Below are 13,265 nucleotides of genomic sequence, written 5' to 3' on the forward strand. Positions count from 1 at the left end.
CTGACGGAGGGCTTTTTATAGCGTCAGTGGTAAACGTCTGCCGGTATCAATGCTTCAATTTCGCTAAACACAACCGGCGGGAAAATATTGCCCTGCACCGCCCAGATACCTGTTTTGCTTAGGTTATTAATAATCCGTGCGTCTTCAACCCCATCGACCACCACGCAGTCACAATACTCCCTGATGTTCTTGATAAGAACCGGGAACATCGGTTTTTCGAGCTGTGACAAAAAGAAGCTGCGATCCATTTTCACAACATCAAAATTGCCGCTGACCAGCGGCCCCGCCCCCGCGCTGCCGGAGCCAAGGTTGCCCAGCCACAAGGCATTGGGCCCGTCACTCAGAGAATTAATCAGCAGGTTATTCAGGCAAGCGGTATTCGACAGGACGCGTTCTGAAAGTTGTAGCGCAATAAACGGCATGGCATGCAAGGCAGTGGTAATAGCCGGGTCACCGATCGCGAAAAGCGCCATTTCATCAATCAGGTTAAGCGTACAAAAAAGATTATTTTTCTCAAACCAGTCACGCTTTCGGGCAACTAACTGTATCTGTTCGAGCATGAAATGTCGTTTTTGCTCGCTACTCCACGCTGTGATGATGGCATCTGAATGCAACGGGCGAAGCGACTCTGACGTAAACCGGGCGATCAGCTCAACACCCAGCAACTTATCCGTCGTGTCTCTCATCGGATCCGCGATGAAATGATAGTGCATAAGACCACTCCAATTGATCATAACATTCTGATAATGCACTTTTAATTACAATCAATCAATAATATCGATCAATGATTCAATATCGATCGATAAAAACAATATATAATAACATACTGAAAATAGCCAATTTTTTTGTTTTAAGAATCTTCTTACATTGATATGTTTGCAAACATCAACTAAAGCCAAATCATACCATTTAACGCTGCTGAGGCCTTGTGTTTTCTGTCCTCACCCCTTCTCCTGTCTGGTTGGATGAGGCAGAACCTAGGGGGAGTGATATACTCCTCACGTGCAATGAATAGTGACAGGACACTGATACTGATATCGATTCCACGGCTCCCAAAATCTCCTTTGCCGCCGTTAACCATAAGGCGCGCGCCAGAGAAAGATCGTGACACAAGGGGCAGAGAGTGGGATATAATTTCAGACCAATTTCGAGTGACCTTGAAATTGCAATCATAACGCATTGATTGCTAAAAAAATAAGTAATGACTATAAGGATTAAAGCTATGGGTTTTCTTTCCGGTAAGCGCATTCTGGTGACCGGTCTTGCCAGTAAATTGTCCATCGCCTACGGTATCGCTCAGGCGATGCACCGCGAGGGGGCTGAACTGGCGTTCACCTACCAGAACGACAAACTGAAAGGCCGCGTGGAAGAATTTGCAGCTCAACTGGGTTCCAACATCGTCCTGCCGTGTGATGTGGCTGAAGACGCCAGCATCGACACCATGTTCGCTGAGCTGGGCAAAACCTGGGAGAAATTCGACGGTTTCGTACACTCCATCGGTTTCGCACCGGCTGACCAGCTGGATGGCGACTATGTGAATGCGGTAACCCGCGAAGGCTTTAAAATCGCTCATGACATCAGCGCCTACAGCTTTGTTGCGATGGCAAAAGCCTGCCGCACAATGCTGAACCCAGGCTCTGCACTGCTGACTCTGTCCTATCTGGGCGCAGAGCGCGCTATCCCGAACTATAACGTGATGGGTCTGGCGAAAGCCTCTCTGGAAGCCAACGTTCGCTATATGGCTAACGCGATGGGTCCGGAAGGTGTGCGTGTCAACGCGATCTCCGCCGGTCCAATCCGTACTCTGGCAGCTTCCGGTATCAAAGATTTCCGTAAAATGCTGGCGCATTGCGAAGCGGTTACCCCGATTCGCCGTACCGTGACCATTGAAGATGTGGGCAACTCTGCAGCATTCCTGTGCTCTGACCTGTCTGCCGGTATCTCTGGTGAAGTCGTTCACGTTGACGGTGGCTTCAGCATCGCGGCAATGAACGAACTGGAACTGAAATAATCTTTCAGACTTCCTCAATGGGCGGCGCTATGTCGCCCATGATTTTCACTCTCCCCACCTTTCGCTCCCTGCCATATATACCTTTCTGATATTTATTATCACGTAACAATCTTTTATCCCCTCATCGGCTTACGTCAGGATATTGCAGCGCAAACGATCCGGCGGACGAGCATGACGACGTATCCGGGTCGCCACTTTTTAGACCAAGGAACGCCCATGGAACAACGCCGAATTGAAGGCAAAAGCCACTGGTATCATGAAACGCAGTCCAGCACCTATCCGCAAGATGTTCTCCCGCTAGTGCCAGAAGCGGCAAACGTCGAAGACAGTTTTTTGCTGGACATGGCGATACCCGAAGTCGCGCTGTTACCCTTTCAGTCCTGGTTAGAACCTGCCCGTGAACTTGCTCACTTTCTCTTTCCTGCTGATGTTGCGCTGAATCAGTTGCATACATTCAGCGCCTATGAACGCATGAGTACCGCCTTAACCGTCGCTCAGGTTTACGGCATCCAGCGGTTGTGTAACCATTACGCGGCACGTTTGACTCCACTTCCTGGTCCGGATTCCTCCCGCGAGAGCAATCATCGGCTGGCGCAAATTACCCAGTATGCCCGCCAGCTTGCCAGCTCTCCGGCAGTCATCAATGCACGTGATCGCCAGCATCTCGATGACGTTGGGTTAACGACCTGCGATATCATCCTGATCAATCAGATAATCGGCTTTGTCGGATTTCAGGCCCGAGTCGTGGCGATCCTTCAGGCTTATTTTGGTCACCCTGTGCGTCGAATACCGGGCCTTGATATTCAGCAATACGCGCAGGCATCGATATTTAGTAATGCCGATGCCCAATGGCATGCGGCCGTATTCCCGGTTGAAATCATTCCTCCTCGCGAGTCATTGCCAGACAGCAATAACCAAAATGGACGTATCCCGGAATTACACGCACTTGCGCCCATGCTGGCACATTCACCGACGGTACTGGCTTTACTCCGGTCATTGCTGACCAGTACGCTATGTACAGATACACAATCGAGGGCACTTTCTCTCGCCGCGCTGCTGACATCACGCATTAACGGCAGCGTCGCCTGCTTTAATGAACAGGCTCGCGCTGCACATCAACTGACCGACATCATCACGATACTGCGTCTGGATGAACGCGAATTGCAGCGTTGGGAGCAACGACATCCGGTTGAGCGCATCACTCTACAAGCAGTACAATGGCTAACCCGGGCGCCCGACCGTTTTAGCGCCGCACTGTTAACCCCGTTATTTGAACAGGGTGTCTCATCGGAACAGGTTATTAACTTACTGGTCTGGAGCGGATTGTGCGGATGGTTGAATCGCTTGAAAATCGCTCTGGGCGAGACTCATTAACCGCTCCGCTCATTGAAAGAGCGCTTGCTGCGACTGGCAGTTTCGCGTAAAACTGTCAGCCGCTCTTTTGGCCACGAAAATAGACAATTATGCTTCAGGACAACCCGCTGCTAGCGCAGCTTAAACAGCAACTACATTCCCAGACGCCGCGTGCTGAAGGGGTGGTAAAAGCCACGGAAAAAGGCTTTGGCTTCCTGGAAGTCGATGCACAAAAAAGCTATTTCATTCCACCGCCGCAGATGAAAAAAGTGATGCATGGTGACCGCATTGTCGCGGTGATCCATAGCGAAAAAGATCGCGAGTCTGCCGAGCCGGAAGAGCTGGTCGAACCGTTCCTGACTCGTTTCGTGGGTAAAGTTCAGGGCAAGAACGATCGTCTGTCCATTGTGCCAGATCACCCGTTACTGAAAGACGCTATCCCCTGTCGTGCCGCTCGCGGCGTGGAACACGAATTTAAAGAAGGTGACTGGGCCGTCGCGGAAATGCGTCGCCATCCGCTTAAAGGCGACCGCACCTTCTACGCTGAATTAACCCAGTTCATCACCTTTGCAGACGATCATTTCGTCCCATGGTGGGTCACGTTGGCACGCCATAACCTCGAAAAAGAAGCTCCGGACGGCGTAGCCACCGAGATGCTGGATGAAGGCCTGGAGCGTCAGGATCTCACCGCACTCAATTTCGTCACTATTGACAGTGCCAGCACTGAAGACATGGACGATGCGCTGTACGCTGAAGAACTGCCGGATGGCAAACTGCAATTAACCGTCGCGATTGCCGATCCTACCGCCTGGATTGCCGAAGGCAGCAAGTTGGATAACGCCGCGAAAATTCGCGCGTTCACCAACTATCTACCGGGCTTCAATATCCCGATGTTGCCGCGTGAACTGTCGGATGACCTGTGCTCACTGCGTGCTAACGAAGTGCGTCCGGTGCTGGCCTGTCGCATGACCATTACAGCTGACGGTGCTATTGATGATGACATCACCTTCTTCACGGCGACCATCAAATCCAAAGCGAAACTGGCCTATGACAACGTGTCTGACTGGCTGGAAGGTAATAATGGCTGGCAGCCCGAAAACGACGCCATTGCCGAGCAAATCCGTCTGCTGCAACGTATCTGCCTGAGTCGTGGCGAGTGGCGTCATAACCATGCACTGGTGTTTAAAGATCGCCCGGATTATCGTTTTGTATTGGGTGAAAAAGGTGAAGTGCTGGATATCGTTGCTGAGCCTCGCCGCATTGCTAACCGTATCGTGGAAGAGTCCATGATTGCGGCAAACATCTGCGCCGCGCGCGTTCTTCGCGACAAGCTGGGCTTCGGGATTTATAACGTACACATGGGATTCGACCCGGCGAATGCTGAAGCGTTGGCCGCGCTGCTGAAAACTCATGGTATGCACGTTGATGCTGAAGAAGTGTTAACGCTGGAAGGCTTCTGCAAGCTGCGTCGTGAACTGGATGCTCAGCCTTCCGGTTTCCTCGATAGCCGCATTCGCCGTTTCCAGTCCTACGCTGAAATCAGTACCGAGCCAGGCCCGCACTTCGGACTGGGTCTGGAGGCTTATGCCACATGGACCTCCCCTATCCGTAAGTATGGCGATATGATCAACCACCGCCTGCTGAAAGCCGTGATTAAAGGCGAAACCATTGCCCGTCCACAGGACGATATCACGGTACAGATGGCAGAGCGCCGTCGCCTGAACCGGATGGCAGAACGTGACGTTGGCGACTGGCTGTACGCCCGTTTCCTGAGTGACAAAGCCGGTACCGACGCCCGTTTTGCCGCCGAAATTATCGACGTCAGCCGCGGTGGAATGCGCGTGCGTTTAGTCGATAATGGCGCTGTCGCCTTTATTCCTGCGCCATTCCTGCACGCCGTCCGTGATGAACTGGTTTGTAGCCAGGAGAGTGGTACGGTGCAGATCAAAGGCGAAGTGGTTTACAAGGTCACTGATGTGATTGATGTAACCATCGCCGAAGTGCGGATGGAAACCCGCAGCGTAATCGCTCGCCCAGCCGCATAGCACAAGCAGACTCAACGACCTTTCTCTTTTTGTGAAAGGTCGTTTTCTTTTTTTCCACCTGAAACGCCGCCACCCACTACACTTCCTTCATCCAGTCCGATTTATTTTTTGCTATTTTCAGTGCCGCAACTTTGCTTTTTTCTGAATCTGGATTAAACATAAATATATAAATAAAACAATATGTTCAGCCATAGTCACCCTGAATGAATCATGGCTACTCTTACTTTTGAGGCTCTATGCGCTTTAAACGGGATAGTACACATCATGAAAGACGTTCGGGAGTTGGTTACGTTGTATAGCTACGTGGGCACTCACAACCCCTACTGGCGTTTGTCAGAGGATTGTAACATCCTGCATTTCTCTATTGACGAAGCAGCCAAATCAGACCAAACCATCGAATTATCGCCTGAACAAGCCGACCGCATTCGGGAAATGACGGTGATTACCTCAAGCTTGTTGATGACTCTCCCTATAGACACGGATGATATTCCCGTGCACTTGGTCGGGAGGAGAATTAATAAACGAGAATGGGCTGGCAGCGCATCCGCCTGGGACGACACGCCTTCTGTCGCACGCGATCTGGCACAAGGATTATCGTTTGCCGAACAGGTCGTATCGGAGGCCAATTCCGTTATCGTGATTCTTGACCGGCAGGGAAACATTCAGCGGTTTAATCGTCTGTGCGAAGAGTACACCGGGCTAAGAGAACGTGAAGTCATCGGGCAAAGCGTCTTCACACTGTTTATGAGCCGACGTGAAGCAGCGGCATCAAGACGCAACATTGACGTTTTTTTCCGCGAAGGCAACTCGTATGAAGTCGAACGCTGGGTGAAGACCTGTAAGGGTCAGCGCCTGTTCCTGTTTCGCAATAAATTCGTGCATAACGGCAGCGGTAAGAACGAAATTTTCCTAATCTGTTCCGGTACCGATATTACTGAAGAACGACGTGCCCAGGAGCGCCTGCGCGTGCTGGCGAACACCGACTCCATCACCGGGTTGCCCAACCGTAATGCCATTCATGAGTTGATTAGCGAGGCGATTGAGAACGCAGGCGACACGCAGGTAGGTATTATTTATCTCGACCTCGATAACTTCAAAAAGGTGAACGATGCCTACGGGCATATGTTTGGCGATCAGCTATTACAAAGCGTTTCGCTGGCTATACTCAGTTGCCTCGAGGGTGAGCAGCTACTGGCCCGCTTCGGCGGTGATGAGTTCATTGTCCTCGCCACGCAAACCTCCCAGAGCGCGCTGGAGGCTACGGCCTCGCGCATTCTGACCCGTCTGCGTCTACCGTTTCGTATCGGCCTGATTGAAGTATATACCGGCTGTTCTATCGGCATTTCCCTGGCACCCCAGCATGGAAATGACAGCGAAAACGTGATTCGCAATGCGGATACCGCCATGTATACCGCCAAAGAAGGCGGACGCGGACAATTTTGCGTATTCTCCCCTGAAATGAACCAGCGAGTGTTCGAATATCTTTGGCTGGATACCAACCTGCGAAAGGCGCTGGAAAACGATCAACTGCTGATCCACTACCAGCCTAAAATAACCTGGCGTGGTGAAGTCCGTAGCCTGGAGGCGCTGGTTCGTTGGCAGTCGCCGGAGCGTGGGTTAATCCCGCCGCTGGAGTTTATCTCTTACGCCGAAGAGTCAGGGCTTATCGTCCCGCTGGGGCGATGGGTGATTCTGGACGTTGTACGCCAGGTGGCGAAGTGGCGCGACAAGGGGATTAATCTGCGCGTGGCGGTGAACGTTTCGGCGCGTCAACTGGCCGATCAAACGCTATTCACCGACTTGAAACAGGTTCTGCACGATCTGAATTTTGAATATTGCCCAATCGACGTCGAGTTAACGGAAAGCAGTTTGATTGAGAATGAACAGCTGGCGCTGTCCGTTATTCAGCAGTTTAGTCAGCTTGGTGCCCAGATCCACTTGGATGACTTTGGCACAGGATACTCATCGCTTTCTCAGCTCGCCCGCTTCCCACTTGATGCGATTAAACTGGATCAGACCTTCGTCCGGGACATCCACAAACAATCTATTTCGCAGTCGCTGGTTCGCGCCATTGTTGCGGTGGCACAGGCGTTAAACCTGCAGGTAATCGCTGAAGGTGTTGAAAGCGCGAAAGAGGATGCCTTCCTGACCAAGAATGGTGTCAATGAGCGTCAAGGATTCTTGTTTGCCAAGCCGATGCCGGCCGCTGCGTTTGAACGCTGGTACAAGCGGCATCTGAATAAAAAAATGCGCTGACGTTGCAGGAATAGTTGTGGTGAAATAGCTAAAAATGGACATTTGATGACTATCGTATCTGTCTGTAATCACGGAATATATAATATTTTCCTATCGTGCGGGTTAATACTATTTTTCCCTTCTCTTTTGCCATGAAATTCTGCATCATGAAATTCAAACTTTTTTGACACCAGGATGATGACAATGTCTGATATCAACGCACAACGACTGGCCGAACGCATTGATACCGTGCTGGATATCCTTGTCGCTGGCGACACCCACTCAGCCATCCACAACCTCGAGATTCTTAAGGCAGAACTGTTAAACACGGTCAACGAAGAGGCAGCGTCTTTGTCAAAAAAACACAAAGCTCCGTGGGAGATCTGACGGCTTTGACCTATTGATATGGTTGCTGACATCAGATTGCTGATAACGCAGCCTCCGTTTAATTTCCGATACGATATCGCTATAGAAATTAATACTATGAATTCCCGACAACAATCTATTTTGCAGATGGTGACCGATAAAGGCCAGATAAGCGTAGCTGAGCTTGCCAAAATCACCGGTGTCTCAGAAGTGACGATTCGACAGGATCTGAACACGCTGGAAAAACAGAGTTATTTACGCCGTGCGCACGGCTTCGCGGTTTCACTGAACAGCGACGATGTAGAAACGCGCATGATGACCAATTTCACCCTGAAACGTGAACTGGCCGAATTTGCCGCCTCGCTGGTTAATCCAGGTGAATCTGTATTTATTGAAAACGGTAGCAGTAATGCACTGCTGGCCAGGACGCTGGCGGAGCAAAAAGACGTCACTATCATTACGGTCAGCAGTTATATCGCTCATCTGCTCAAAGAAACCCCTTGCGAAGTGATCCTTCTCGGCGGCATCTATCAGAAAAAAAGTGAAAGCATGGTTGGGCCGCTAACGCGCCAGTTTATCCAACAGGTTCACTTTAGTAAGGCCTTTATTGGTATTGATGGTTGGCAGCCTGAAACCGGCTTCACTGGTCGCGATATGATGCGCTCTGACGTGGTCAATGCGGTACTGGAAAAAGGCGCAGAGGTGATTGTGCTCACCGACAGTTCGAAATTTGATGCTATTCACCCTTACACGCTGGGTCCGTTAGAGCGATTCAGTCGTGTAGTGACTGACGCAAAACTCAGTGCCAGTGTTCAAATGCAGCTGGAGCACTCGGGATTAACCGTTAACATCATCGATACCCACGCATAATAATTCACCTGATGGTTTGCCTGCTGGCAAATCATCTTCTCTCTGAGACTTATCTGACAGTTCAATTAAGACTTTTTACCTGTCGTTAGCAGGACAATGTCGTAAAATTAATAACAGCGATATAACAGGAACAAATAATCATCAACAGGTGATTGATTGTAATGTCCTGTGCTAAACGGTTTCACGGAAATACCTTTATGGTCTTAATTTAACACTATCCTTAAAGAGGCTGGATTCCGTGAATCAATCATTCAGGAGAAAGTATTATGTTAGTAACGAGCAAAAAAATGACCGCTGCCATTCTGGCGATTACTCTGGCAATGTCTCTGAGTGCCTGCTCTAACTGGTCTAAACGAGACCGTAATACCGCAATTGGCGCGGGTGCAGGTGCCATTGGTGGTGCTGTCCTGACGGACGGCAGCACACTAGGAACGCTGGGTGGTGCTGCAGTAGGTGGTATTATCGGCCACCAGGTGGGTAAATAATCTACGGTTGACCAGCTCGATATAATAATACGTTTACTTTTTCGCAATCGTACTATTTACATTGTTAATAATAAAGCCACGAATTATTTCGTGGCTTTTTTTATTAACCGCCTGCCAGTTTGACTTTCATTCCTTTGGCTTCCAGCAGCGATTTAATCAGGTCGCGTTTGTCGCCCTGTATTTCAATTACACCCTCTTTCACCGCGCCACCGCAACCACATTTTTTCTTCAACTCGGCAGCTAATTTGGTCAATTCGGTATCGTCCAGGTCAATACCGGTAATCAGGCAAACACCCTTGCCTTTTCGACCACTGGTCTGGCGCTGAATACGCACAATACCATCCCCCTTCGGGCGCTCTGGTGCCACTTTAGGTTCATCAATACGCCCAGACTCAGTGGAGTAAACCAGGCGAGAATTGTCGTCATTCATTTACGCACCTCGTTCAGTGAGGCATTGATCGTCTTCAGCGTCAAAGCCGGATCCGCCGACTGCGTGACCGGACGACCAATCACCATATAATCCACACCCGCTGACAACGCCTGCTGTGGCGTCATAATGCGGCGCTGATCGCCAGCTTCACTGCCTTCAGGACGAATACCTGGTGTCACCAGCTTAAAGGCCTGACCTAATTCTTGCTTGAATCGTACCGCTTCCTGTGCCGAGCAGACGACACCGTCCAGCCCGCATTTTTGCGTCAACCGCGCCAGCCTTTCCGCATGTTCCATTGGTGACAACGTCACGCCAAGTTCGGCAAGGTCGCTGGCTTCCATACTGGTCAGAACGGTCACGGCAATTAACAGTGGTGCATCTTTGCCAAATGGCACTAAGGCTTCACGGGCCGCAGTCATCATGCGTGCCCCACCAGAAGCATGAACGTTAACCATCCACACGCCAAGATCTGCTGCCGCCGCAACGGCATGTGCAGTGGTATTGGGAATATCGTGGAATTTCAGATCCAGAAATACGTCGAACCCACGCTGTTGCAGGTCGCGAACCAGTTGAGGTCCGAAAAGCGTGAACATCTCTTTGCCCACTTTCAAACGGCAATCACGGGGATCAATTCTGTCGACAAAAGCTAACGCTTTATCGCGATTATTGTAATCCAGAGCGACAACGACAGGAGAATCAGTAACAGCACGGGAAGAAGATGAAGCAGTAAACGTCATGACCAGACCTTCTTGAAGATGGGCACCTTGCGGCACAAAATGGGTAAACGGCGTGCATTCTACCTGTGGTCATAGAAAATTAACAGATTCGATTACATTTCTGTCAGGCGATGCGGCTCGGAGGTTCAGGTACGGGAGTAATAATAAATCATAAGGATGTTGTAACTAAGATCGGTGTTTTTTTAATTACAGACCGTCTAGACCGCGAATTGGCTTAATAGTTGACCATGAACGACAGGACGGGCAATGCCAGTACAGCGTATAAGCGGTAAAACCGCATTTCTGGCAACGGTAGCGCGGTTTGCTACGCACCTGCTCGCCGACCATGTCCCGCAGCACCATCAGGCTCTCTTTGGCGCGCCCTTCTTCTGCTTCATTGAGGTGATAGTCCATCAGCTTATGGAAGACGCGCATCGTGGGATGACGCTGCAACTGACGGGTGATATAGACTTGGGCGGTATCGCTGCCCTCACGCGCCTCAAGGATATCAGCCAGCATTAACTCAGCGGCTGCACCTGTATTTTCCTCAACGGCACGGCGTAAAAATTCTGCCCACTCATCGTTCTTACCGAGTTGCTGATAGCAACTCTGCAGCATTTCCAGCGTTTCACTGACCAGCTCTTTGTCCTGGGAGATAACGCGCTGCAGGCTTTCGACCGCCTTCGCGTAATCGCCTTTCATCATGTACACGCGTCCCATCATAATGGAAACCCGCGCACTGTTTTTATCTGCGGCTGCGCCTTTTTTCAGCAACGTCATGGCACGATCCATGTCGTCGCTGCCCAGTTGCTGGAGGGCCAGTTCGCAGTAAAAGTGAGCGATTTCGATACGCTGTTTATCTTTGCCGAGCTTGACCAGGCGTTCCGCTACATCAATGGCCTTTTGCCACTCACTGGTTGCCTGATAGATCTGCAAGAGTTGCTGCAACGCCCCCACGCGGAAATCAGTCTCATCTGTAAGCTGATTAAACATGTCTTCCGCTCGGTCATACACACCCGCAGCCATGTAGTCACGTCCCAGTTGCTGAACTGCCAGCAAACGCTGTTCGTAGGTCAGCGACGCACTTTCCATGAGAGTTTGATGTATACGGATCGCGCGATCGACTTCACCGCGCGAGCGGAACAGGTTTCCGAGGGTGAGATGAGCCTCAACGGTGCCGGTATCCTCTTTCAACATATCGAGGAACAGATCCACCGCTTTATCTTGTTGGTTGCTCAGGAGGAAGTTAACCCCGGCGACATAGTCACGCGACAAACGGTTAGCTTCGTCCTGTTTTGTTTGTTGCGCACTTCTGCGACCCATATACCACCCATAGGCAGCGGCTACAGGTAAAAGCAGAAATAACAACTCCAGCATAAATAATTATTCCTTCACAACCGACGAATCGGCAGATACCGCAACGTCGGTCGCAGGCGCAAGCTGGTTTTCCAGTCGTTTGATTTTACGTTCGGCACGCACAAGGGAAACGCGAACCTTCAGCCAGAAAAGGCCGCAAATTAACCAACCAATTGCAAATCCTGCAGCAAACAACACGGCGAGCAGCGTGGATATACGATACTCCCCCTGAGCCAGCAGGTAGTTAAACGTTACCTGTTGATCGTTTTGCGCACCTAATGTCACCGAAATAACAAAAATCGCCAACACCAGTAAGAAAATGAGTAAATATTTCACATTACTTCCCGTTATGTGGTTTGAGCGAATAAATCGTGTACAACTTACCGCGTTGAGCCCTTTAAATTACCATTTTCACGACGAGTGCGAAACGGAAAAGCGACTTCCTCTTTATGATTTAAGGGCAAAACGCGAAAAATCAATCGCGGTCAGCTTTCTTGTTCACGCTGCGCGATTTCTTGTTGTTCCTGCATCGGCGGCGTTAATGGCCCGCATACCCGCTGCGCAAGCCATGTCGCCAGCGTAACCAACAGCCACGATATCAACGTAGCCACAACTAAATCACGCGGCCAGTGCATTCCCAGCAGCAAACGACTGCCCATCACACCTGCCGCCCAGATCAACAAGAAAACAATTGTCAGCGTGCGTCTGCGCGGCCATAACAACCCCACTGCCAGTAAAGCCCAGCTTGCAGCAAACATCGTATGCCCGGAGGGAAATGCGAAACCCGTTTCTTTTTGCCAATGCTTGCGTAAAAAGGCCGGGATATCCTGCTGCCCAGATAATTGTTCTTTGACTAAATGTCCGCGTTCTTTACGTTTTAAAGTGTAGAACTCATCAACAGGAACATGGTGCGTTTTTTCCAGCCAAACCACAAACGGTCGTGGCTCCTGTACCCTTTCTTTTACCCATGACTTTACCCCCTGGCCGAGCAAAATTGCCCCGGCAAGGATCGCAAATAGCATTATCGCGGCTTTCAGACGAAATCGCAGACACCACAGAAACCACGCGCACAGGGAGACATGCGTAATAATCCCCCAGGGTTGGGTCACCGTTTCCGTTACCCAGAATAAGGATTTTAACCACCAGACATTGTGCCCAGGCTGCCAACTCCAGCCTGACATCCACACGGACACCGGCATGATCAGCAACAGTGCCGCACCCACGGTGGTTCGCTTTGCGATAGAAAGCATTGCCTCTCCTTTCGTCGATAAGTCTCACAATCATAACCGAAAAAAGTGCGCGTCGGAAAAATTGACAATTTTGTGCCATTCCAAATATGAAAGCGCTGTCGCAATTAGGCGAACACCGTCGGCTTATGGCAAAATAGCGCAATACAGG

At 50.4% G+C, this 13,265-nt stretch carries 13 protein-coding genes; 7 read left to right on the forward strand and 6 right to left on the reverse strand.

Translation table 11 applies throughout. The annotated features are described in order from the left end of the window. Positions 1 to 23: 23 nt before the first annotated feature. Positions 24 to 713, reverse strand: coding sequence for an EAL domain-containing protein (locus E4Z61_RS05950; RefSeq protein WP_135321985.1), 690 nt, complete (start codon positions 711 to 713; stop codon positions 24 to 26). A 509-nt stretch (positions 714 to 1,222) separates the two neighbouring features. Here E4Z61_RS05950 and fabI point away from each other — a divergent pair. The 7 genes from fabI to osmB all read left to right on the forward strand — a co-directional run bounded on the left by fabI (position 1,223) and on the right by osmB (position 9,365). Further along, positions 1,223 to 2,011, forward strand: a complete 789-nt coding sequence (fabI, locus tag E4Z61_RS05955) for an enoyl-ACP reductase FabI (RefSeq protein WP_135321986.1) — start codon at positions 1,223 to 1,225, stop codon at positions 2,009 to 2,011. Positions 2,012 to 2,227: 216 nt separating this feature from the next. Further along, positions 2,228 to 3,385, forward strand: a complete 1,158-nt coding sequence (locus E4Z61_RS05960; protein ID WP_135321987.1) for a carboxymuconolactone decarboxylase family protein — start codon at positions 2,228 to 2,230, stop codon at positions 3,383 to 3,385. Positions 3,386 to 3,474: 89 nt separating this feature from the next. Further along, a complete protein-coding gene (locus tag E4Z61_RS05965; RefSeq protein WP_135321988.1) occupies positions 3,475 to 5,409 on the forward strand; it encodes an exoribonuclease II in 1,935 nt (644 codons plus the stop codon). Positions 5,410 to 5,673: 264 nt separating this feature from the next. Further along, positions 5,674 to 7,665 (forward strand): cyclic di-GMP phosphodiesterase, encoded by a 1,992-nt coding sequence (pdeR, locus tag E4Z61_RS05970; protein ID WP_135321989.1) that lies wholly within the window; start codon positions 5,674 to 5,676, stop codon positions 7,663 to 7,665. Positions 7,666 to 7,848: 183 nt separating this feature from the next. After that, entirely contained in the window at positions 7,849 to 8,031 is a 183-nt protein-coding gene (locus tag E4Z61_RS05980; protein ID WP_135321990.1) for a YciZ family protein, read from the forward strand. A 96-nt stretch (positions 8,032 to 8,127) separates the two neighbouring features. Then, positions 8,128 to 8,880, forward strand: a complete 753-nt coding sequence (gene yciT, locus E4Z61_RS05985) for a DNA-binding transcriptional regulator YciT (protein ID WP_135321991.1) — start codon at positions 8,128 to 8,130, stop codon at positions 8,878 to 8,880. A gap of 266 nt (positions 8,881 to 9,146) precedes the next feature. Beyond that, positions 9,147 to 9,365 (forward strand): osmotically-inducible lipoprotein OsmB, encoded by a 219-nt coding sequence (osmB, locus tag E4Z61_RS05990; protein ID WP_003020583.1) that lies wholly within the window; start codon positions 9,147 to 9,149, stop codon positions 9,363 to 9,365. A 103-nt stretch (positions 9,366 to 9,468) separates the two neighbouring features. On the opposite strand, the gene yciH is transcribed toward osmB, so the two are convergent. From yciH to pgpB, 5 genes are all read right to left on the reverse strand, one after another. Further along, a complete protein-coding gene (yciH, locus tag E4Z61_RS05995; RefSeq protein WP_135321992.1) occupies positions 9,469 to 9,795 on the reverse strand; it encodes a stress response translation initiation inhibitor YciH in 327 nt (108 codons plus the stop codon). Beyond that, positions 9,792 to 10,532 (reverse strand): orotidine-5'-phosphate decarboxylase, encoded by a 741-nt coding sequence (gene pyrF / locus E4Z61_RS06000; protein WP_135321993.1) that lies wholly within the window; start codon positions 10,530 to 10,532, stop codon positions 9,792 to 9,794. Before pyrF ends, yciH begins: the two co-directional genes overlap by 4 nt. Positions 10,533 to 10,718: 186 nt before the next feature. Further along, complete coding sequence (gene lapB / locus E4Z61_RS06005) at positions 10,719 to 11,888, reverse strand: lipopolysaccharide assembly protein LapB (RefSeq protein ID WP_135321994.1); 1,170 nt, start codon at positions 11,886 to 11,888, stop codon at positions 10,719 to 10,721. A gap of 6 nt (positions 11,889 to 11,894) precedes the next feature. Continuing rightward, positions 11,895 to 12,203 (reverse strand): LapA family protein, encoded by a 309-nt coding sequence (locus tag E4Z61_RS06010; RefSeq protein ID WP_135321995.1) that lies wholly within the window; start codon positions 12,201 to 12,203, stop codon positions 11,895 to 11,897. A gap of 149 nt (positions 12,204 to 12,352) precedes the next feature. Beyond that, on the reverse strand, positions 12,353 to 13,117 hold the full coding sequence (gene pgpB, locus E4Z61_RS06015) for a phosphatidylglycerophosphatase B (protein WP_135321996.1): 765 nt from the start codon (positions 13,115 to 13,117) through the stop codon (positions 12,353 to 12,355). Positions 13,118 to 13,265: the final 148 nt, after the last annotated feature.

The sequence above is a fragment of the Citrobacter tructae genome, from assembly GCF_004684345.1.
Classification (GTDB): Bacteria; Pseudomonadota; Gammaproteobacteria; order Enterobacterales; family Enterobacteriaceae; genus Citrobacter; species Citrobacter tructae.

Bases quoted from the DNA above. Each gene is read 5' to 3' on its own strand.
- E4Z61_RS05950 (WP_135321985.1), bottom strand. From the start codon at position 713: ATGCACTATCATTTCATCGCGGATCCGATGAGAGACACGACGGATAAG.
- fabI (WP_135321986.1), top strand. From the start codon at position 1,223: ATGGGTTTTCTTTCCGGTAAGCGCATTCTGGTGACCGGTCTTGCCAGT.
- E4Z61_RS05960 (WP_135321987.1), top strand. From the start codon at position 2,228: ATGGAACAACGCCGAATTGAAGGCAAAAGCCACTGGTATCATGAAACG.
- E4Z61_RS05965 (WP_135321988.1), top strand. From the start codon at position 3,475: ATGCTTCAGGACAACCCGCTGCTAGCGCAGCTTAAACAGCAACTACAT.
- pdeR (WP_135321989.1), top strand. From the start codon at position 5,674: ATGAAAGACGTTCGGGAGTTGGTTACGTTGTATAGCTACGTGGGCACT.
- E4Z61_RS05980 (WP_135321990.1), top strand. From the start codon at position 7,849: ATGTCTGATATCAACGCACAACGACTGGCCGAACGCATTGATACCGTG.
- yciT (WP_135321991.1), top strand. From the start codon at position 8,128: ATGAATTCCCGACAACAATCTATTTTGCAGATGGTGACCGATAAAGGC.
- osmB (WP_003020583.1), top strand. From the start codon at position 9,147: ATGTTAGTAACGAGCAAAAAAATGACCGCTGCCATTCTGGCGATTACT.
- yciH (WP_135321992.1), bottom strand. From the start codon at position 9,795: ATGAATGACGACAATTCTCGCCTGGTTTACTCCACTGAGTCTGGGCGT.
- pyrF (WP_135321993.1), bottom strand. From the start codon at position 10,532: ATGACGTTTACTGCTTCATCTTCTTCCCGTGCTGTTACTGATTCTCCT.
- lapB (WP_135321994.1), bottom strand. From the start codon at position 11,888: ATGCTGGAGTTGTTATTTCTGCTTTTACCTGTAGCCGCTGCCTATGGG.
- pgpB (WP_135321996.1), bottom strand. From the start codon at position 13,117: ATGCTTTCTATCGCAAAGCGAACCACCGTGGGTGCGGCACTGTTGCTG.